This is a genomic window from Coleofasciculus sp. E1-EBD-02 (assembly GCF_040218245.1).
Taxonomy (GTDB): domain Bacteria; phylum Cyanobacteriota; class Cyanobacteriia; order Cyanobacteriales; family Coleofasciculaceae; genus Coleofasciculus.
Genome location: NZ_JAVJQN010000080.1, coordinates 14,024 through 37,764 on the forward strand (window position 1 = coordinate 14,024; position 23,741 = coordinate 37,764).

Here is a 23,741-nt window from a genome sequence, read left to right on the forward strand (position 1 = left end):
GCAGCGACAAAACTTAAATCTAACTGTTCCACCCATTTGACCAAGGCTCATTCTTAAAAATGACTATAAAAATGAATACTGAAGAACCCCTCATCTCTACTGAAGAATTACCCCTATCCTATGCTCAACAGCGGCTGTGGTTCTTAGACCAACTCGAACCCAACAGCGCCCTCTACAACATTCCGATCAGGTTGCGTCTCGTCGGAACGCTCAATGTTGCCGCCTTAGAACAAAGCTTACAAGAGATTATTCAGCGTCACGAAGCCTTACGCACTAACTTTGTCACTGTTGATGGAGAACCGACTCAAGTCATCCACGACGAAACAACCTGGACTGTATCGGTTACAGACTTAACCCATTTATCAACCAACGAACAAGAAACGGCGGCAAAACAACTCACGCACCAACAAGCAATTCAACCCTTTGACCTAGCCAATGACTCATTAGTCAGAGCCAGATTAATTGTGTTATCTGAGACCGAACACTGGTTACTGATATGTATGCATCATATTGTCTCTGATGGCTGGTCAACCGGTGTGTTTGTTCAAGAACTCACAGCCCTATACAATGCTTATTCTCAAGGACAGCCTTCCCCATTAACGCCATTGCCCATTCAATATGCGGATTTTGCTATATGGCAAAGAGAGTGGTTACAAGGAGATGTCCTCGAAAGCCAACTGAGTTATTGGAGCAACCAACTGGCAGATGCACCCGCCTTATTAGAGTTACCCACAGACCGACCTCGACCGGCGGTGCAGACCTTCGCAGGGGCACATCAACGGTTTACTCTTTCTGCACAACTGACTAAAAAGCTAACCCAACTAAGTCAGGAACAAGGGGTAACGTTGTTCATGACATTGTTAGCCGCGTTTGATACATTACTTTACCGCTACACTGGGCAAGAAGACATATTGGTTGGCTCACCCATTGCTAATCGGAATCAGAGCGAAATCGAAGGGTTAATCGGCTTTTTTGTCAATACCTTAGTATTGCGTACTAACCTTGAAGGCAATCCCAGTTTTAATGAACTCCTGAGTCGGGTCAGGGAAATGGCGACGGAAGCCTACACCCATCAGGACTTGCCTTTTGAAATGTTAGTGGAGGCATTACAACCGGAAAGAGACCTAAGTTATACCCCTCTATTCCAGGTCATGTTTGTTCTCGATAATAATCCTTGGGATTCCATCGAATTAACCGGATTAACGGTCAATCCACGTCCAATAGAATGGGCGATCGCTAAATTTGATTTGTCTTTATCAATGCAGACGACAGCGAGTGGATTGGTGGGGGTATGGGAATATAATACTGACCTGTTTGATAGCAGCACTATCGAACGAATGGTAAATCATTGGGTCATCTTACTAGAAGGAATTGTTGCCAATCCTCAAGCTCCGATTTCCCAATTGCCTCTGTTAACGGAGGGTGAGCGGCAAACGTTATTAATTGATTGGAATAATACTGTAGAGACGTTGCATGCAACGTCTCTACAGGTGGATCAATATATTCATCAGTTATTTGAAGAACGGGTTGAACAGACTCCTGATGCCGTCGCCGTCATCTGGGAAAATCAACACCTGACTTACCGTGAATTGAATTGTCGTGCTAACCAATTAGCCCATTACTTACGTTCATTAGGTGTAGTTCCAGACACCTTAGTCGGGTTATGTGTGGAACGTTCTTTAGAGATGATAGTGGGTATTCTGGGAATCCTCAAAGCAGGTGGTGCATACATTCCCCTTGATCCAGCCTATCCCAAAGAGCGATTCACGTATATCCTCGAAGATACCCAACTGAGCCTTCTCCTCACTCAAGAAACACTACTCATTCAACTGCCCGACTTAGACGGAAAGGTAATCTGTTTAGATCGAGATGGGTCAGTCATATCTGAACAGATTACCACCAACCCAATTACAGCCGTTCAACCCCATAACCTGTCCTACATTATTTACACATCGGGTTCGACAGGTACACCCAAAGGGGTAATGATTGAACATCGATCACTGGTCAATTTTATCCTGACAGCCAGCCAAGAATACGGTTTTACATCAAAGGATAAACTTCTGCAATTTAGCTCGATCTGCTTTGATATATCCGTTGAGGAGATATTTACCTGTCTTTCAGTCGGTGCAACATTAGTCTTGCGAACGGAAGCCATGCTGAACTCCAGTGATGAGTTTTGGCGGTGTTGCCAGGAATGGCAATTAACAATAATCAGTCTTCCCACCGCCTATTGGCATCAGTTAGTTTCTGAACTCTACCCCCAAGATGACCGAATTTATCTGGCTCTCAAAAAGGTAATTATAGGAGGAGAAGAAGCGCAATTAGACAAAGTAAAGCGTTGGCAGAATAGTGTTGCCCATTTCCCTAATCCACCACAGTTATATAATGCTTACGGTCCCACAGAAGCAACCGTTGCGGCAACTTTATACCAAGTTGATTCAGTTGCTACCCATGTTCCAATTGGGCGGTCTTTGAGCAATATTCAGGTCTACATTCTAGACAAACATCTGCAACCTGTTCCCATTGGTGTACCGGGAGAATTACATATTGGCGGCGCCGGATTAGCGCGTGGCTACCTCAACCGTCCCGAGTTGACTGATGAGAAATTTATCGCCAACCCGTTTAGCACCGCTCCTGATTCCCGTCTTTACAAAACTGGGGATCGAGTTTGTTATTTACCGGATGGCAATATTAAATATCTGGGACGGATTGATAATCAAGTTAAAGTTCGTGGCTTCCGGATAGAGTTGGGGGAAATTGAGGCAGTTTTGGGTCAACATGATGCTGTCCAGGCATTCTGTGTGATTGTCCGCGAAGATAGTCCTGGGGATAAACGCCTCGTGGCTTACATTGTAACGCCATCCCAGGTGACACCGAACATCAGCGAACTGCGGCAATTTCTGAAAGCCAAGTTGCCCGATTATATGGTTCCTAGTGCGTTTGTGGTGTTAGAATCCTTGCCATTAACACCGAATGGGAAACTTGATCGTCGGGCATTACCAGTACCTGATTTAAGTGGACAGTCTGCGACTTATGTCGCCCCACGCACTCCCACTGAGGAAATGCTAGCTCTTCTTTGGAGCCAAGTTCTAACAGTAGAGAAAGTGGGTATTAATGATAACTTCTTTGAACTGGGAGGACACTCTTTACTCGCCACCCAACTGGTGTCCCGCATTCGCAACACATTTAAAATTGAACTGCCCTTGCGTCAATTATTTGCCACAGCAACCGTAGTGGAATTGGCACAAGCAATTGAGCAGTTACAGCAACAAAACTTAGACCTGATCGCCCCACCCATCTTACCCCGAACCGAGGAGAAACAATTACCCCTATCCTATGCACAACAGCGTTTATGGTTCCTAGAACAGTTTGCCCCCAACAGCGCCTTATACAACATCCCGATGGCTTGGCATCTCGTCGGCACACTGAATGTTGCCGCCCTCGAAGGGAGCCTACAAGAAATAATAGCTCGCCATGAAGCCTTACGCACTAACTTCGTTACTGTTGATGGAGAAGCCACACAAATTATCCCCAGGACAACAAATTGGAGTTTATCAGTTGTTGAATTAACCCACTTACCGACAATTGAAAAAGAAATTCAAGTACAAAAAATAGCCAAACAACAAGCCATTCACACCTTTGACCTAACCAGTGAACCCTTAATCAAAGCCACATTAGTGGTTATAAATGAAACAGAATACTGGTTATTAATAGGCATGCATCACATCGTCAGTGATGGCTGGTCAATGGGTCTGTTGATGCAAGAACTGGCAACCTTGTACGAGGCTTATACTCAAGGTCAACCCTCCCCCCTCACCCCACTGCCAATTCAATACGCCGACTTCTGTCTCTGGCAAAGAGAATGGTTGCAAGGAGAAGTACTCCAAAGTCAATTGAACTACTGGGAAGAGCAACTGGCAGGGGCACCGACTCTATTATCACTCCCCACAGACCGACCTCGACCCGCTGCCCAGAGTTTTGAGGGTGCAACTAAATCCTTTGAGGTGTCCTGGGAACTGACGAAAAAACTAACCCAATTAAGCCAGGAGCAAGGAGTCACCTTGTTCATGACACTGTTGGCAGCATTTTTGACCTTGCTGTACCGTTACACCGGGCAAGAAGATATGTTGGTGGGGACACCTATTGCTAACCGGAATCGGAGTGAAATAGAAGGGATAATCGGCTTTTTTGTCAATACCTTAGTGCTACGGGGCAACCTATCAGGGGAGCCAAGTTTTAGTGAACTCCTGGCTCGTGTGAAGAAAGTAGCAATGGAGGCATACACACATCAGGACTTGCCCTTTGAAATGTTGGTGGAGGCATTACAGCCAGACCGAGATCTGAGCCATCCCCCCCTATTCCAAGTAATGTTTATCCTCCAGAATACGCCGACATCTGAGGTAGAGTTAACCGGATTAACAGTCACTCCAGTGAAGGTTGAACGTGACATCGCCCCCTTTGATTTGACCTTAGGAATGGAGAATACGCCTTCGGGGTTAGTGGGTGTGTTTGAGTACAACACGGACTTGTTTGAAGCCAGCACCATTGAGCGGATGATCGGGCATTTTGTCAGATTATTAGAAGGGATTGTGGCTCATCCTCAACAGCGAATTTCCCAATTGCCGTTATTGACAGCAGGTGAGGAGCAACAGATATTAGTTGAGTGGAATGATACAGATGCCGAGTCTCCCGCCTCTTTGTGTATTCATCAGTTATTTGAACAGACGGTGCAACGGACTCCTGATGCAGTCGCCGTTGATTTTGACAATCAACAATTAACTTATCAGCAGTTAAATAAAAAGGCGAATCAACTCGCCCACTCCCTACAATCTCTCGGTGTGGGCGCAGAAGTTTTGGTAGGGATTTACCTAGAGCGATCGCTATCGATGATGGTGGCATTATTAGCCATTCAAAAAGCTGGCGGTGCTTATGTTCCTTTAGATCCAGATTATCCCATCCAACGATTAGCTTATATCTGTGAAGACTCAAAAATTAAACTCCTCCTCACCCAGGAGAAACTCCTCAATTCTTTACCGATAGAATCCGTCCAAGTCATCGTATTAGACACAGAATCCGAGGAACTAAACGCTCAAAGTCAAGAAAATCCCGTCAGTGAAGTCAAACCGGAAAACCTCTGTTGTCTGCTCTACACCTCCGGCTCAACTGGAAAACCCAAAGGAGTGATGCTGACTCATGCAGCATTAGTCAACCATAGCAGTGCCATCAGTGAAGTCTTTGGTTTAACCAATAAAGACCGGGTTCTGCAATTTGCCTCCTTAGGCTTTGACGTCGCCGCCGAAGAAATCTTCCCCACTTGGTTTAAAGGTGGCACAGTGGTATTAAGACCCACTCAAATGTTCCCGGACTTAGCCCGTTTTGCTCAATTTATCGAACAAGAAAAACTAACGGTTCTGAATATCACCCCAGCCTATTGGCATGAATGGACAGTCGCCGTATCTAAAGCCGAAGCAACAATCCCAGAAAGTTTACACTTAGTCGCCGTGGGAGGGGACAGCGTTCTGCCCGAAACCGTGAGACTGTGGAAGAAATTAGTAGGAGAGCGAGTCAATTGTCTGAATGTTTATGGTCCGACAGAAGCTTCAGTAACAGCCGTTGTCTATGATTTACTCAATCCCCAATTAGAACAAATCAATAATGTTCTGATTGGTCGTCCCATTGCCAATACCCAAACCTATATCCTCGACCCCCATCTGCAACCTGTCCCCGTGGGCGTGATTGGCGAATTACATTTAGGTGGGGTGCGTTTGGCACGAGGCTATCTCAACCGCCCAGAATTAACAGCAGAAAAATTCCTAGCCAACCCCTTTAAAGATGAAACAGGTCATCGCATCTACAAAACCGGAGACTTAGCCCGTTATCTGCCTGATGGCAACATTGAATGCTTTGGACGCATCGACAATCAGGTAAAAATCCGAGGGTTCCGGATTGAGTTAGGAGAAATAGAAGCGGTACTCAACCGAAATATCCATGTCCAGACATCCTGTGTGATCCTGCGGGAAGATACCCTAGGGGATAAACGCTTAGTTGCATACATCGTCGCCCATGAGCAACGACACATCCCAGCAATTAGCGAACTGCGTCAATACCTATCCAATCATCTGCCACTGTACATGGTGCCAAATGTCTTCATGTTCTTGGAGTCCCTACCCCTGAGTGCCAACCGGAAAGTAGACCGTCGCGCCCTACCTAAACCCGATAGAGAGAGTGAACAAAGGAGTGAATATGTCGCACCGAGCAATCCTATGGAGGAAATGCTAGCTCTTCTTTGGGCAAAAGTCCTGAAAATAGAACGAGTCGGCATTCATGATAACTTCTTTGAGTTGGGGGGACATTCCTTACTCGCCACTCAACTGGTGTCCCGGATTCGTAATAGTTTCAACGTAGAACTGCCCCTGCGGGAATTGTTTGGCGCCGCCACCGTAGCTCAATTAACTCAGGTGATTGGGCAATTACAGCAGCAGGATTCAAATCGGGCAATTCCCGCCATATTACCCAAGGTCAATGATGTCGAGGCACCATTGTCCTATGCACAACAGCGTTTATGGTTCCTCGACCAACTAGACCCCAACCGTGCCACCTACAATATCCCGATGACGTTGCGTCTTCTCGGAAGGCTCAATGTGGCGGCATTAGAACAAAGCTTACAAGAAATTGTTCAGCGTCATCAAGCCTTACACACCAACTTCATTGCCGTTGATGGACAACCCCGCCCAATTATTAAAACAGGAACAGATTGGACTGTCTCAATCATTGACTTGCAGCATTTACCGACAAGCGAACAAAAAATAGAGGCAGAGAAAATCGCCCAAGAACAAACAACTCTTCCCTTTGACTTGGCAAATGATTCATTAATTCGGGCAACATTAGTTCGGTTAAATGAAACCGAACAGTGGTTGTCGGTATGTATGCATCATATTGTCTCTGATGGCTGGTCAATGGGTGTGTTTGTGGAGGAATTAACTGCCTTGTATGAGGCTTATGTAAAAGGGAGTCCTTCTCCTTTAACTCCACTGCCGATTCAGTATACAGATTTCGCAGTATGGCAAAGACAGTGGTTACAGGGAGAGGTACTGCAAAGCCAATTGAATTACTGGCAACAACAACTGGCAGATGCCCCCGAGTTGTTAGTGCTGCCCACAGACCGACCCCGACCGGCGATGCAAACCTTCGTCGGTGCCTATCAAAAGTTTACGCTTGCGGCTGAACTTAGCCAAAAATTGACGGAGTTGTGTCAAGAACAAGGGGTAACGTTGTTTATGATGCTGTTAGCCGCATTTGATACCTTACTGTATCGTTACAGCTCCCAAACAGACATTTTAGTAGGAACACCAATTGCCAACCGGAATCACAGTGAAATCGAAGGCTTAATCGGTTTCTTTAGCAACACGTTAGTGATGCGGAGTGATTTGTCTGACAATCCCAGCTTCAGTGAATTACTGACTCAGGTGAGGCAAACCGCAATGGATGCCTATGCTCATCAAGACTTGCCCTTTGAGATGCTGGTGGAAGCATTGCAGCCAGAAAGAAACCTGAGTCATACACCTGTATTCCAGGTGGCGTTTGTGCTACAGAATACGCCCATAGCCGAAGTGGAGTTGAGTGGGTTAACCATCAATGAAGTGCCGATAGAAAATGCCATAGCCAAGTTTGATTTAACCTTAGGAATGCAGAAAAATGATACCGAAATCGAGGGAGTTTTTGAGTACAACAGGGATTTGTTTGATGCCAGTACCATTGAAAGGATGGTGGGTCATTGGGTGACACTACTGGAATCCATTGTTGCCTATCCTCAAGAGCGAGTGTCTCAATTACCAATGCTCACAGAAGTTGAGCAGCAGCAATTATTGGTTGATTGGAATCAGACTCAGACAGATTATCCTCAATCCAAGTGTATTCATCAGTTATTCGAGGAACAGGTAGCGCGTAGCCCCAAGGCTGTAGCCGTGGTGTTTGAGCAGGAACAATTAACATACGAGCAGTTGAATTGTCGTGCTAACCAGTTAGCTCATTACTTACGCAGCCAAGGGGTAAGACCCGATGTGCTAGTGGGATTATGTGTGGAACGTTCCCTGTCCATGGTAGTGGGATTATTGGGGATTCTCAAAGCCGGTGGAGCTTATGTTCCCCTTGACCCAGAGTATCCCACTGAGCGTTTGAACTATATGCTTGAAGATGCTCAAGTTTCGGTGTTACTCACCCAACAACAATTCGTAGAGACCTTCCATGGACGGTCTCTACCGCCACAGCATCAAGGGAAATTGGTTTGTTTGGATGATTTAGAACTGGATAATTTAGACCTCGCTCAAAATCATCACGATAACCCCAACAGTGGCGTTCAACCGTTCCATCTGGCGAATGTGATTTACACCTCTGGTTCCACAGGCAAACCCAAAGGAGTAATGGTTGAACATAGCGGATTGTGTAACTTAAGTCAAGCTCAGATTCAAACGTTTGGCTTACATTCACAGAGTCGCATTCTCCAGTTTGCCTCCCTCAGTTTTGATGCCTCTATCTGGGAAGTGGTTATGGCTTTGACAGCAGGAGGAACACTTTATCTAGGAACCCAGGACTCTCTGATGCCGGGTCAACCTTTAGTTGAGCGATTACGAGATTATCATATTACCCACGTTACTTTACCTCCATCCGCATTGGCGGTTCTGCCAGAGGAGGAACTTGCGGCACTGCAAACGATTATTGTTGCTGGAGAAGCTTGTTCTCCTGAACTGATCAAAAAATGGTCGGTGACTCGAAACTTCTTCAACGCTTACGGACCAACTGAAGCCAGTGTCTGTGCCACAATTGCCAAATGCAATGGCGATGAGAAAATCTCCATTGGTCGCCCCATTGCCAATACACAAATCTATATCTTAGACTCGCACTTACAACCCGTCCCTGTTGGTGTACCGGGAGAATTGCATATTGGCGGTGCGGGGTTAGCACGGGGTTATCTCAACCGCGACGAATTGACCGATGAGAAATTTATTGCCAATCCCTTTAGCAATGAACCGGATTCTCGACTGTACAAAACCGGAGACTTAGCCCGTTACTTAAGAGATGGCAACATTGAATTTTTGGGACGGATTGATAATCAAGTGAAAATTCGGGGTTTCCGGGTGGAGTTGGCAGAAATTGAAGCCACCTTATCCCAGTTGCCAGAAGTCCGCGAAGCAGTTGTTCTGGCACGGGAAGACCAATCCAATGATAAGCGTCTGGTGGCTTACGTTGTTGGGCAAACAGAAACACCATTGACCAGTAACGAATTCCGTCAATTCTTGAAAGCAAAATTACCCGATTACATGATTCCCAGTGCTTTTGTGCTGTTAGAAAATATCCCCCTAACCCCCAATGGCAAAGTAGACCGCCGCGCATTAAAAGCACCTGATGTCAGCTCACTACAAGACCAATATGTTGCTCCCCGCACTCCAACAGAAGCAACCCTAACTCAAATTTGGTCACAAGTCCTAAAAGTTGAACCTGTGGGAATTAATGACAACTTCTTTGACCTTGGGGGACATTCTCTCTTAGCCACTCAAATAATCTCTCGTATCCAGGAAGCCTTGAGCATTTCCTTACCCTTGCGTTCTTTGTTTGAATCCCCCACAATTGCCCAGTTAAGTGAAGAAATCATCACTCAACTGGAAGCGGGTTTGACCTTGACCGTTCCAGAAATTGTACCCGTTTCCAGGAACAATGATATACCCCTGTCGTGGGCGCAGGAACGCCTATGGTTTGTACATCACCTCGAAGGAGACAGCGGCGCCTACACGATAGATATCACTGTCCGTCTCAAGGGGAATCTGAATATCAAAGCATTAGAAAAAGCCTTTGGGAAAATCGTACAGCGCCATGAACCCCTACGGACTCGGTTTGAGATGAAGGATAACAAGCCAATACAGGTGATAGACAAAGACATCACCCTAACCTTACCCGTGGTGGATCTGAGGAATCAGCCAGATCCCTGGAAACAATTGAAAGCATTGACCAAAGAAGCCGCCAGCCTTCCCTTCGACTTGGCGAATGACTCAGTGTTACGAGTGAAGCTGTGGCAAATGAGTCGTGATGACTATGTGTTGCTATTTGCCATTCACCACATTGCTGCCGATGGTTGGTCATTGGGCGTTTTAGTCGAGGAACTTTCAGCCTATTATCAAAGCTTTGTTACAGGTCATCCAGTAGAGTTACCCGAATTAGCCATACAATATGCCGACTTTGCGGTGTGGCAACGTCAGTGGTTTACTGATCAGGTGTTAGAGCGTCAGTTAAACTACTGGAAGAACCAGTTAAATGACGCCCCGCCACTGTTAGAATTCCCCACAGATCGCCCTCGCCCTGCCGTACAAACCTTTCGAGGTGGAACCGAACATTTTCAATTTTCCCCTGAGCTAACTCAACGCCTGAAAAAGCTATCTCAAGAGTCAGGAACAACTCTATTTATGACACTGTTGGCGGGTTTTGCCGTGTTAGCTTCTCGCTACAGTTCCCAAACGGATTTGGTGATTGGTTCCCCCATTGCCAATCGGAACCGCCAAGAAATAGAAGGGTTAATTGGATTTTTTGTCAATACTCTGGCATTAAGATTTGATTTATCTCAACAGCCCACCTTTGAAGACTTCTTAGCCCAAGTCCGGGACGTGACTCAAAATGCTTATGACCATCAGGATCTGCCCTTCGAGATGTTGGTGGAAGAGTTGAAAATCGAGCGACATTTGGATCGCCATCCCCTGACACAAGTGGTATTTGCCCTCCAGAACGCCCCCAGTTCTCCTTTTGATTTGCCCGGTGTAACGGTGGAAGGGATGTCTTCCGGACTGGATTCGGTGCGGGTTGACCTGGAAGTTTACTTATGGGATGAACCCGAAGGACTTGAGGGTTTTTGCTCTTACAATCGGGATTTATTTGATGGGGAGACAATTGGTCGCCTGATGCAACATTTTCAAACGTTGTTAATGGCAATTGTGGAAAATCAAAAGCAGCCTGTTACCTTATTACCGTTGCTCACGCCACAGGAACGTCATCAATTATTGGTCGAGTGGAATCATACTGTCTCCTCGCGCCATGGTGTAGAGACGCGCCATGGCGCGTCTCTACAGGTGAATCAATGTATTCATCAGTTATTTGAGCAACAGGTGAAACGGACTCCCGATGCCGTGGCGGTGGTATTTGGGGAGGAAGAACTCACCTATCAGCAGTTAAATAGTCGCGCCAATCAATTAGCCCATTACTTACAATCTTTGGGTGTGGGTGCCGATGTTCTAGTCGGGTTGTGTGTGGAGCGATCGCCAAAGATGCTGATTGGATTACTGGGCATTCTCAAGGCGGGGGGCGCTTATGTTCCCCTTGACCCAGACTATCCGCCTGAACGGATCAGTTTTATGTTATCTGATAGTCAAGTTTCCCGACTCGTCACTCAACAGCACCTCCTTTCTCAACTCCCTCAACATCACGCTCAACCTGTCTGTTTAGAGAGTCTTTCCCTTGACCAAAATAGTCAAGAAAATCTGACGGGCGTCGTCACCGCTTCTAACTTAGCCAATGTAATTTATACCTCCGGTTCTACCGGTCAACCCAAAGGGGTGATGGTAGAACACAAGGGATTGTACAATCTTGCTCTGGCTCAAATTGAAGCCTTGGGCGTACACGAAAAGAGTCGGGTTCTCCAGTTTGCTTCCTTGAGTTTTGATGCTTGTATCTCGGAAATCTTGATGACATTGGCAGCCGGGGCAACCCTTTATCTAGGCACAAAAGATGCTTTAATGCCAGGTACACCGTTAATTGAGAGACTACGCCATTACCGCATTACTCATATTACCCTACCCCCATCAGCACTGGCAGTTTTGCCCCATGAAGAACTGCCGCAACTGCAAACGATTATTGTCGCCGGAGAAGCTTGTTCGCCTCAACTGATGAAACTTTGGTCAGTGGGACGAAACTTCTTTAACGGTTATGGACCCACTGAAGCCAGCGTCTGTGCCACAATTGCCAAATGTGAGCCAGATGACGAGAAAGTAACGATTGGTCGTCCGATTACCAACGTCCAAGTTTACATTTTAGATGAACAGTTACAGCCAGTACCAATTGGTGTAGCTGGAGAACTACATATTGGTGGCGTGGGAGTCGCACGGGGTTATCTCAACCGCCCGGAATTGACACAAGAGAAATTCATCCCTAACCCCTTTAGCAATGAACCTGATTCTCGCCTCTATAAAACCGGAGATAAGGCGCGTTATTTAACAGATGGAAATATTGAATTCTTAGGACGCATCGATAATCAAGTGAAAATTCGCGGCTTCCGGATTGAGTTAGGGGAAATTGAAGCCGTACTCAACCAAAGCCCCCTGGTACAGGATGCGGTTGTCGTTGCCCAAGTTGACAGCAACGGTGACAAAAATCTAGTCGCTTACCTGGTTGGTGCTCTGAAAAACCAAGCATTACCCCATCAGGTGGCCCAATGGGAAAGGGAGTATGTCAGTGACTGGCAAATGCTCTATGAACAGGCTTATGGCCAACCTCAAGCTGCGACAGATGACTCGGATGTCACGTTCAATATTAGCGGTTGGAATAGCAGTTATACTGGGCAACCGATTCCGGCACAGGAAATGCTCGAATGGGTGGAAAGTACCGTTAGCCGGATTCTGTCTGTGTCGCCCCAAATTCTCTTGGAAATTGGTTGTGGCACCGGTTTACTCCTGTCTCGGATTGCGCCCAACTGCCAGGAGTATTGGGGTGCTGATTATGCCAGTGCCGCCTTACAACAAGTTGAGCAGATTTGTCAACGTCAGGGTTTACAACAGGTGCGATTGCTGCACCAAATGGCGGATGATTTTACCAACATCCCTCCAGCCAAATTCGACACGGTTGTGATTAATTCAGTTGTTCAATATTTCCCCAGTGTCGAGTATTTGCTACAGGTTTTAGATGGGGCAATGGCAACCCTTGGTCAAAGCGGTACTATCTTTGTCGGGGATGTGCGGAGTCTGCCCTTACTCGAAGCCTATCATGCTGCCGTGCAGTTATCTCGATTACCAGGGGACACCCCAGTTGAGCAATGGCAACAACAGGTGAATCAAAGTGTTACGGCTGAAGAAGAGTTGGTGATTGACCCCAGCTTTTTCATCGCTCTTTCCACCCGTTTTCCAATGATTACGGCGGTAGAGATTGAGCCAAAACGGGGCTATGCACAGAATAATGAGTTAACTCAATTCCGCTATGATGTCACCCTTCATATCGGCGGTGAGGTTTCCACTCCGGTTGAGACTTGGTTGAACTGGCAATTAGACTCCCTGTCAATTACACAAGTGGAAAATCAACTCAAAATCGAGCAGCCAGAAGTCTTAGGGATTCGCGGTGTACCCAACCAACGGGTACAGCAAGCCTTACAGATTTGGCAATGGTTGGAAGAGCCGCCAGGGGTGGAGACAGTTAGCCAACTACGGCAATTACTCCCACAACAGCCAACGGTGGGAATTAATCCAGAACAGTTTTGGCAACTGGGTGAAACTCTTGGCTACCAGGTGCATCTGAGTTGGTGGGAGAGTAGCACTGATGGGGGTTATGATTTGGTGTTGTGTCGTAATCGTGTCACTCCCATTGGGTTTTGGCAGCCGGAGACGGTAACGGCTAAACCTTGGAGTGAGTATACCAACAATCCCTTGTATGGTAAGTTAGTTCAGAAATTGGTACCACAGGTGCGTCAGTTTTTGCAACAAAAGTTGCCTAATTATATGATGCCCCAGGCGTTTGTGCTGTTGAAGGCTTTGCCTTTGACACCGAATGGTAAGGTTGACCGTAAAGCACTGCCAACTCCAGATACAGCTACCCGCCATCTGTCTACTGGCTTGGCTTTACCCCGCAACCCGATTGAGGCTCAACTGGTTCAAATCTGGAGTGAAGTTTTGGGGATTGAGAGGATTGGGATTAAGGAGAATTTCTTTGAACTTGGGGGTCATTCCTTGCTGGCGACTCAAGTAATTTCTCGGTTAAGTAATCTGTTTGAGGTAGAATTGTCTTTACAACATTTTCTGGAGTATCCCACGGTGGCGAGTTTGGCCCAAACGATTCAGGTGCTTTCCACGGTACAAACGGGTCAACCTTCTGTCACTGAACTATCAGATGATTATGAAGAAGGCGAATTGTAATATAAAGGACTTACGCTGGTACATTTATGGTGACAATGGTGCGTTAGCCCAGCGTAACGCACGATGGCGGCGTGATCCACTTAAAATAGGGCTTTGTTTGTAGTGAGAACTTTAGTTCTTTAACGCCTAGCTGGAGAGGGCTGAAGCCCTCACTACGTACCAAATCTATTATGCCGAAATACAGACTAACTCAAGAAAAAGTCGAAAATGCCAATCAATTCTATCTAACCTACAATGACGGGATTACGTTTAATGTGCAAAATGCCTACAATTGCCTGGGAAATGGCATGGTGATGGCAACAAAGTTTCTCTGGGAGGTTGAATGCGTGGGCGATTAGTCTAGATGCCAGCAAATGGCAAGCTGATGGACTTTTTGAAGCCAAAAGTGAACCGCGCAAATTAGACATGATTCAAAACCAAATTTGGGAGGCAATTGGCAGATGAAAGTCGTAGAGTTTTTGTCTTACTTAAACCGTTTAGATATCAAACTTTGGCTGGAGGAAGAGAAACTCAAGTATCACGCGCCCAAGGGGGCAATGACACCGGAAATTAAGCAAGAAATCGGCACGAGAAAAGCGGAAATCATTTCCTTTTTTCAGCAAGCCAATGCCACCGCCAGAGCGACTGAATCAGCGATTGTGCCGATGTCACGGGATAATCTGATTCCTCTATCTTTTGCCCAGCAACGACTCTGGTTTCTGCACCAACTCTCGCCCGACAGTCAGTCTTACAATATGCTGGAGGCGCTGCGGTTAAAGGGTACCCTTGATCTTGTGGCACTAGAGAAAAGTCTGAGTGAACTGGTGCGCCGTCATGAAATTCTCAGAACCACGTTTCCCATGGTAGACGGAGAAGCCATTCAACAAATTGCTGCTCCTACGGCTTTAACATTACCTATCCAGGACTTGCAGGGGTTGTCTGGCGACGAACAAACGGCTCAAATTGAACAACTGGTGAAGTCTCTTGCAGCTGAGTCCTTTGATTTGGCGAGTGAACCCCCAATACAATTTACCTTGCTCAAACTCAGTGCCCACGAACAGGTACTCCTGTTGAAGATGCACCATATTATCTACGATGGTTGGTCGATGAATATCTTCTTCAGTGAGTTGTCTGATCTCTATAGAGCCTTCTCTCAAGGACTCCCCTCCCCACTTCCAGAATTACCGATCCAATATGCTGATTTTGCCTTATGGCAACGTCAGTGGCTCACCGGAGATGTTCTGGAACGCCAACTCAATTACTGGCAGAATCAGTTGGCTGATGCTCCTCCGGTTTTGGAATTACCGACGGATCACCCTCGTCCCCCCGTTCAAACGTTTCAAGGTGCAGCTGAATGTTTGCGACTGAATCAGGAGTTAACTCAACGCCTGAAGCAACTGAGCCAGGATTCAGAAACCACGTTGTTTATGACGCTGCTGGCGGCTTTTTTTGTCACTCTTTCTCGTCATAGTAATCAGTTAGATTTGGTTGTTGGCTCTCCCATTGCCAACCGCAACAACAAGAGTGTTGAAGGGTTAATTGGATTTTTTGCCAATACCCTAGCATTAAGGGGGAATCTCTCTGGCAATCCCAGCTTCAAAGACTTCTTGGCTCAAGTCAGGCAAACTACCCTGTCAGCCTACGCTCACCAAGACTTACCCTTTGAAATGTTAGTCGAGAAGTTACAGCCGGAGCGAGATTTGAGTCTAAATCCCTTGGTACAGGTGATGTTTTCGCTCCAGAATGCTTCCCAATCAGAGGGCAGTTTGTCAGATTTAGCGATGGAGAGTATGCCTTTGCCCGTTGATGTTAGAGCTAGATTTGACTTGGAAGTCATTATTTGGCAGATGTCAGAGGGGTTAGAGGGCGTTTGGTCCTATAACAGTGATTTATTTGATGGGGCAACTATTACTCGGATTGGTCAACATTTTCAAACCGTACTCCAGGCAGTTGTGGCAAATCCCGAAGTACGAGTTGCTGAAATATCCCTGTTGAGTCCAGCCGAACGGGATCAGTTGTTAGTGGAGTGGAACAACACTCAAACGGACTATCCTCAGGATAAATGTATCCATCAATTATTTGAGGAACAAGTAGAACAGAACGATAATGCGATCGCACTCGTGTACGATAATCAACACCTAACTTACCGTGAATTAAATTGTCGTGCCAACCAATTAGCCCGCTATTTACGTTCCTTGGGTGTGGGAGCTGATAGGCTGGTGGGGTTATGTGTGGAACGTTCCTTAGACATGGTGGTGGGACTGTTGGGCATTCTCAAAGCAGGTGGAGCCTACCTGCCACTTGACCCCGATTATCCCCAAGAACGCTTAAGCTTCATGCTAGAAGACACTCAGGTGAAAGTGTTGTTAACTCAAGCCAAATTCCTAGCATCCCTACCCCCACATCAAGCACATACCGTCTGTTTGGATACTGACTGGCAAACGATTAACCAAGCTAATCCCGATAATCTCAACAACACAGTCAGTGCGGAAAATTTAGCTTATGTAATTTATACCTCGGGTTCTACAGGTCAGCCTAAAGGTGTCGAAGTAGTTCATCGTGGCGTTAATCGTCTTTTGTTTGGCGTAAACTACGTTCATCTAGATGCAACACAAAGATTTCTACAGATGGCGCCAATTTCGTTTGATGCCTCCACATTCGAGATTTGGGGTGCTTTGTTACACGGGGCTAGATGCGTTCTGTTTCCCGAAAATATTCCGACGGCTGAAAATCTCAGGGAAGAAATCCACAAACATGGCATCACCATCTTATGGCTGACGGCGGCTTTATTTAACTCTATTGTGGATAACGATCCCCAAGCCTTGTCAGAAATTCAACAACTACTCATTGGTGGAGAAGCCCTTTCGGTGATTCACGTTCAGAAAGCACTTGACACTCTGCCATTGACAACAATTATTAATGGATATGGTCCGACAGAAAGCACGACGTTTACCTGTTGTTACCCAATTCATCGACAACTGGAGATGAAGATAGAGTCAATTCCCATTGGTCGTCCGATTGCGAACACACAAATTTACATCTTAGACGAGTATATGCAACCTGTCCCTGTGGGCGTACCTGGAGAATTACACATTGGGGGTGCAGGATTAGCACGAGGCTATCTCAACCGCCCTGAGTTAACCCAAGAAAAATTCATCCCTAACCCGTTTAAGAATTCAAAATTCAAAATTCAAAATTCAAAATTATATAAAACCGGAGATTTAGCGCGTTACTTAAAAGATGGTAATATTGAATTCTTAGGACGCATTGATAATCAAGTTAAAATTCGGGGTTTCCGGATTGAACTGGGGGAAATAGAAACGGTACTGAGCCAGCATGAAGCGGTACAAGTTGCTTGTGTCATCCTTCGGGAAGATACTCCAGGGGAAAAGCGTATCGTTGCTTATGTCGTGCCACAACCCAAAGTAACAGTCACCAGCAGTACACTGCGTCAGTTCTTGACCCATAAACTCCCCGGTTACATGATACCATCGGCGTTTATGATTCTGGACTCTTTGCCCCTCACGCCGAATGGTAAAGTAGACCGCCGCGCCTTAAAACCACCGTCTAACCGTAGTGACTCGGATACATTTGTTCAAGCCCGTAACCAATTAGAATTGCAACTGGTGCAACTTTGGTCTAAGGTGCTTAAAGTTGACAAAATTGGGGTACAAGATAACTTTTTTGAACTCGGTGGTCATTCCCTGCTCGCCTCCTACTTAATTACTCAAATTAAGCAGCAGTTGGGCAGAGAGATTCCTTTAATCACGCTGTTTCAAAACCCCACCATTGAACAGTTAGCGACAATCATTCAAACCGGATCAGATCACTCAACTCCGTCTTGTTTAGTCCCAATTCAACCCCAGGGGTCAAAATCACCGTTCTTCTGTGTTCCCGGTGCGGGAGGTAGACCGTTTTACTTCTATCACTTAGGACGTTATTTAGGAGAATATCAACCGTTCTACAGTTTTGAAAACAATCTGTATCAGGAATTAGGATCGATTACTCGAATTGAGGATATTGCTACTATTTACATTGAAGCCATGCAAGCTGTTCAGCCCCAGGGACCCTATTTTTTAGGCGGACATTCCTATGGGGGAAATGTTGCGTTTGAAATGGGTAAACAGTTGTATAAACAGGGACAGGAGGTGGCTTTACTGGCAATCATTGATTCTTCAGCGCCAACGTATAAGGATAAGCAAATGCTGATTGATTATATTAATTGGGATCACGCCAGGTGGCTGGCTGAGGTGAGCAAGGGAATAGAAGTTTATTTAGACAAAGCTGTAGATATTTCCTACGAAACTCTCCAGCCCCTAACAGTGGAGGAGCAACTCAACTACGTTTTACACTATTTCAAAATGGCTAATATGCTACCTCCGAATGCGGAAACAACACAGCTAACCAATATCGTACAAGCTTATAAAACTAGCTGTTTATGTCTGGTTGATTATGACCCCCAAGAGATGTATCCTGGTAGACTGACGGTTATACGCGCAAATGAGGATCTGCAGGATGATCCGAATCGTGATCTAGTATCTGACAATGAAGATTTTTCCTTGGGGTGGAGCGAGTTTTGTACGGAACCTGTGGATATCCAGTTTGTGTTGGGAAATCATATCACAATTACGGCGGAACCTCATGTTCAGGTTTTAGCTGAACAGTTAAAAGCTTGCATTGAGCAAGTATAATTAAAGTAGAGACGCGCCATGGCCCGTCTCTACGAATTATTGATGATAAAAATGGATAAAACCGAATTCATCACACAATTTGATCAGTTAATTCTCAATCATGAGACCAGAAAAATATATGGTGAACATGAGTTTTTCAATGTCGGCTATTGGTTGCCAGAGACTCAGAATCAAGAGGAAGCCTGTTTTAATCTAACGGAAAAACTGTTAGAATTTATTCCAGAGAAAACAGGAAAAATCTTGGATGTGGGCTGCGGGTTAGGCGCGACGACCAATTATTTACTGAAATACTACTCCCCTGCTGATGTAGTAGGCATCAATATTTCCAGCCAACAACTTGAAAGATGTCGAGTCAATGCACCAAACTGCAACTTCATGGAAATGGATGCGGTTCAGATGAAGTTTGAGGAGAATCAATTTGATCAGATCATCTGTGTTGAAGCTGCCTTATACTTTAATACCCGGGAAAAATTCCTCAAAGAAGCTGGGCGTGTGTTGAAGCCTGGAGGTAATCTCGTCCTGGCAGATATTATCAGTGCAACGACGGAATATTTTGGTAATTTGGTCATTACTGAAAATACGGTCAAAGATATTGAAGCCTATCAGAATCTTTACCAAAAAGCAGGATTCGATCAGGTAAAATTGGTGGAGGCTACAGAGGAATGCTGGAAAACACACTTCCGACATCTAAAATCTTGGATGGAATCACAATTTCAGGCAGGAGAAATAGATGAGGAAACGTGTAAATTTAATGTCAATGCCATAGATAATTTGCTAGGAGTCGATTCTGCCGCGATAACTTATGTGTTGGTTTCGGCGAATAAGTCAGCCAATCCAGTTTAAATTGAGAATCAAAAGTCAACCCCTAACAAGTCAAATTTTAAACAATGTTTCAGTCACTAACAGGGAAGAAAGTAGTCATTATTGGCATAAACTCAGGACTTGACCTAGCCATTGCCAAAAAACTAACAGAAGTGGGAGCATCGGTGGTGCTTTCACACAACTCACAGGACAAATTGGATCAAGCCATGGAGTCCATTTCTGGAGAAATTGAGGCGAAAACAGTTGACATTTGGAATCAGGATTCGGTCAATGCTTTCTTTGAGCAAATCGGCAACTTCGATCATTTAATTGTCACCTCTATGGGAGACAGAAATATGCCGCGATCGCTCTTAGCCGAAATGACGACAGAAACGGCTCAAGGTGCGATGAATAAATTCTGGGGGACGTTCTTTGCTGTACGTGCATCACTAAAAACTATAGCCACTGACGGCTCGATTACACTAACATCTAGTGTCTCCATATACAAATCTTCAAAAATGGGGGGGATTTCCGCGATCGCAGCCGCAAATGGTGCAGTTGCTGTGTTTGGGCGCTCGTTGGCGTTAGAAATTTCACCGATTCGAGTCAACGTGATTGCCCCTGGATTGGTAGAGGATACAAGTATCTGGAGTTCTCAAAGCGAATCTGAGCGCTCTGACTTAACCAAGTGGGCGATCGCTGCCTTACCGGTGAAGCATCTTGGGCAACCCGAAGAACAGGCACAAGCCGTGCTAAGTTTGATCACGAATCCTTATATTACAGGGGTTGTTTTGCCTGTGGATGGCGGTGTCACCATGGTGTAAAGTTACCCACGGACTGTGGGGAACCCAAACAGGTAGGGGTTTAGTAACCAAACCCCTACCTAATCGAAAGACTTTTTATTTTCATAATATATTATGTTCCAGCAAAGTGCTCAAACTCAATCCCAAACCAATATTTTTTCTGACTTTGCTCGATTTTGGGAAGATGTAAAAAAAATTGCCGAGCCGTATTGGTATCCAACCCAATCAAACGAAAGAGCATTCTCAGAAGTGATTCGTTCATGGGGAATGCTAATTCTATTGGTGGGATTAATAATTTCCCTCGTAACTGCAAGTGCTTTTAATAGTTTTGTCGGTCGCTATTTGGTCGATAGTCTACTTGAAGATAAAGATTATTCTGCTTTTACGAATAATTTATTACTCAATATCGCAGGGCTTACCCTAGTAACCTTGTTAATAGGAATCTCTAAATTTGTGAGAAAACAAATTGCCCTTGATTGGTATGAATGGATGAATACTCAAGTCTTAGATAAATACTTGAGTAATCGTGCTTATTATAAAATCAACTTCCGCTCCGATGTTGATAATCCCGATCAACGTATAGCCAAAGAAATTGAACCGATTACCACTAGCGCTCTCAGGTTTTCAGCGACTTTCCTAGAAAAAATATTGGAAATGGGTACTTTCTTAGTCATTATTTGGGTAATTTCCCAGCAAATTGCTATTATAATGCTAATTTATACCATCATAGGCAATTTCATTGCGGCTTACTTAAATCAAGAATTAACCAAGATCAATCAAGAAGAGATTGAATCGAAAGCTGACTATAGCTATTGTCTGGTTCATGTTCGCAATCATGCTGAATCAATCGCTTTTTTTCGGGGAGAAAAACAGGAATCCAATATAATTAAACGTCGATTTAAAAGTCTTGCCAACATAATTGAACGCAAGATAAATTGGGAGAGAAGTCAGGATTTTTTCAGCAGAGGATATCAATCTGTTATTCAAATCTTTCCTTTTTTAGTGCTAGCACCTTTATATATCGAAGGTGAAATTGATTTTGGACAACTGGGGCAAGCTGCACTAGCTTGTAATATGTTCGCTACTGCACTAGGAACCGTAATCGCTGAATTTGGTACTTCTGGGCGATTTTCTAGTTATGTTGAACGTTTATCTGAGTTTGCAAATGCCTTAGAAGAAGTGAATCAAAAATCCGAAAAGGTGAGTAGCATTCAAACCATAGAAGAAAACCGACTAGCGTTTGAAAATATGACGTTACAAACCCCTAACTCTGAGCAGGTGATTGTGGAAAACTTATCACTGGCGGTTCAACCTGGAGAGGGACTGTTAATTGTTGGTCCAAGTGGTCGAGGTAAAAGTTCTTTATTGAGAGCGATCGCGGGTTTATGGAATACGGGAACGGGTCGTCTAATGCGACCTTCTTTAGAAGACGTTTTATTTTTACCCCAACGTCCTTATATCATCTTAGGAACGTTACGGGAACAATTACTCTATCCGAGTACAGAGCATCAGATGACTGACGCAGAACTTGAAGAAGTTTTACAACAAGTTAACCTCCAAAATGTGCTAAATCGAGTCGGTAGTTTTGACATAGAACTTCCTTGGGAAAATATCTTATCCTTAGGAGAACAGCAGCGTCTTGCATTTGCCAGACTGCTCGTTAATAATCCCAGTTTTACTATATTAGATGAAGCAACAAGTGCCTTAGATTTGCACAATGAAGAGACTTTATATCACCAGCTACAAGAACGACAAACAACGTTTATTAGTGTTGGACATCGACAAAGTTTATTTAATTATCATGAAAAAGTTCTGGAACTTTTAGATGATTCTCGTTGGCGCTTGGTTGACATTAACGATTATGAGTTATCAGCAGACACGGCGGTTAATTCTGTTTCAAGCTCTGAAGTTGAACCAGAGGATGTTCTGAATCAGGATGATTCTGTTCAATCTGAAACATCGGTAGAGACGGAGACAGATTTCGGACTGTCTCATAGAGAAATGCGGAAATTAACAAATTATGCACTGAGTACGATCAGAAATAAAGCCAGCAAAGGAAAAACTATTATGGCTAATGATGGATTCACTTACCGCTACAATAAAAATAATGGCATCTTTAAATGGTTTAGGCATACAGAGGAAAAGTAGGACGTATGCTCAGAGATTGCACCTCAGGTTAAACAGGCGTATTAAAAAAAGTCCGTCTCCTTGTCCGACATCTTTTATCACCTGACAGGGGGTTGACTTTATTAATGATAGTAAAGCCACGAACTAAGTAGCCCTGATAAACTCTGTGGATTTACTTTCACCACTATCGCTTATTTATTGTATTTTGAGCCCCGTAATTGTTTCTTCTTTGTCTAATTCTTTGATAATACATTTAGACTTGCTAAGTTTAATAATTTCATAAGTTTCTGATACAAACACAGAAGTAATCTTTCCCACAAAATCTGCTGCAGAAATTTTAACAACTAGCGGAACCTTGAAGTTAAAAATAGATTGTGGAAGAGTTTTAACGTTTAAGAACAATCGTCCTTCCCTTACGTGCCATACACCCGTAAATTGATTGCCCGTTATAAATTCTAAAGGCTTAGATAAGAATAAGGTTTGAATCCGAGTTTGCTCATAAGTCATATCATTTTTAAATTCAATGGACAGTTTTTCCCATGATGTATTAAAACGCCATTTTCCCACGAGTAATTTTTCTATTTCTAAATCAGCAATATCAGTGTCGTTCATATCTACCTCTAACATTATTGGAGCAAGTCTTGTTTGTGTAATTGCCAGATTAATACCTGACCTTGTGCGCGTGTTTCCATTATCTGCATACCGATTTTTTCTAGCACCCGCTTTGAGGCTATATTATCGGCATCACATCCCGCCGTGACTCTTTGCACACCCGGTTGACAAAATGCCCAATTTACCATTGCTGGCGCTGCTTCTGAAGCATATCCTTGCCGTCGATAGGATGGCACAATCCGATAGCCGAATTCCAGTGAACCTGTGGGTGAACCTGTGGCATCTGGGATCATTTTCAGGAACGTGTTACCAATCAGGGTATTATCAGCTTTATGAATAATTAGGCGGAACCATTCCGTGAGTGAGGGATTTTTTTCTAGTATATCTGCAAGTGCTGGCAAAATTTCACTCAACTCGGGTTCAAACCAGTCCGGTAAAATTTTAAATGGCGCAATAGCGGCTAATTCAACCTGTCCAATCATTGTGGCTTTTACGATTTCCAGGGTAAAGGGGATCAACTCCAATCGGGCGGTAACAATATTTGCCATATTAAGTAGGTGGGGACAACTAAA

The 23,741-nt window shown here is 44.8% G+C and carries 8 protein-coding genes; 6 read left to right on the forward strand and 2 right to left on the reverse strand.

Features of this window, described 5'->3' with window-relative positions; genetic code table 11:
- Window positions 1–71 precede the first annotated feature (71 nt).
- The 6 genes from RIC07_RS13300 (at window position 72) to RIC07_RS13325 (ending at window position 22,578) form a co-directional block, all read left to right on the forward strand.
- The gene (locus RIC07_RS13300) at window positions 72–14,156 is read left to right on the forward strand and encodes a non-ribosomal peptide synthase/polyketide synthase (protein WP_446394956.1); all 14,085 of its coding nucleotides are present in this window, start codon (window positions 72–74) and stop codon (window positions 14,154–14,156) included.
- A 170-nt stretch (window positions 14,157–14,326) separates the two neighbouring features.
- Window positions 14,327–14,494 (forward strand): hypothetical protein, encoded by a 168-nt coding sequence (locus RIC07_RS13305; RefSeq protein WP_446394957.1) that lies wholly within the window; start codon window positions 14,327–14,329, stop codon window positions 14,492–14,494.
- A 102-nt stretch (window positions 14,495–14,596) separates the two neighbouring features.
- The gene (locus RIC07_RS13310; RefSeq protein WP_446394958.1) at window positions 14,597–18,826 is read left to right on the forward strand and encodes an amino acid adenylation domain-containing protein; all 4,230 of its coding nucleotides are present in this window, start codon (window positions 14,597–14,599) and stop codon (window positions 18,824–18,826) included.
- Window positions 18,827–18,877: 51 nt separating this feature from the next.
- Window positions 18,878–19,669: a class I SAM-dependent methyltransferase gene (locus RIC07_RS13315; RefSeq protein WP_446394973.1), complete on the forward strand. Its 792-nt coding sequence runs from the start codon at window positions 18,878–18,880 to the stop codon at window positions 19,667–19,669.
- Window positions 19,670–19,713: 44 nt separating this feature from the next.
- Window positions 19,714–20,451 (forward strand): SDR family oxidoreductase, encoded by a 738-nt coding sequence (locus RIC07_RS13320; RefSeq protein ID WP_446394959.1) that lies wholly within the window; start codon window positions 19,714–19,716, stop codon window positions 20,449–20,451.
- Window positions 20,452–20,544: 93 nt separating this feature from the next.
- Complete coding sequence (locus RIC07_RS13325; protein WP_446394960.1) at window positions 20,545–22,578, forward strand: ABC transporter ATP-binding protein/permease; 2,034 nt, start codon at window positions 20,545–20,547, stop codon at window positions 22,576–22,578.
- A 174-nt stretch (window positions 22,579–22,752) separates the two neighbouring features.
- Here the strand turns inward: RIC07_RS13325 and RIC07_RS13330 are convergent, their stop codons facing one another.
- Both RIC07_RS13330 and RIC07_RS13335 read right to left on the reverse strand, forming a co-directional pair.
- Window positions 22,753–23,184: a hypothetical protein gene (locus RIC07_RS13330; RefSeq protein WP_446394961.1), complete on the reverse strand. Its 432-nt coding sequence runs from the start codon at window positions 23,182–23,184 to the stop codon at window positions 22,753–22,755.
- The gene (locus tag RIC07_RS13335) at window positions 23,184–23,717 is read right to left on the reverse strand and encodes a GNAT family N-acetyltransferase (protein WP_446394962.1); all 534 of its coding nucleotides are present in this window, start codon (window positions 23,715–23,717) and stop codon (window positions 23,184–23,186) included. Before RIC07_RS13335 ends, RIC07_RS13330 begins: the two co-directional genes overlap by 1 nt.
- Window positions 23,718–23,741 lie beyond the last annotated feature (24 nt).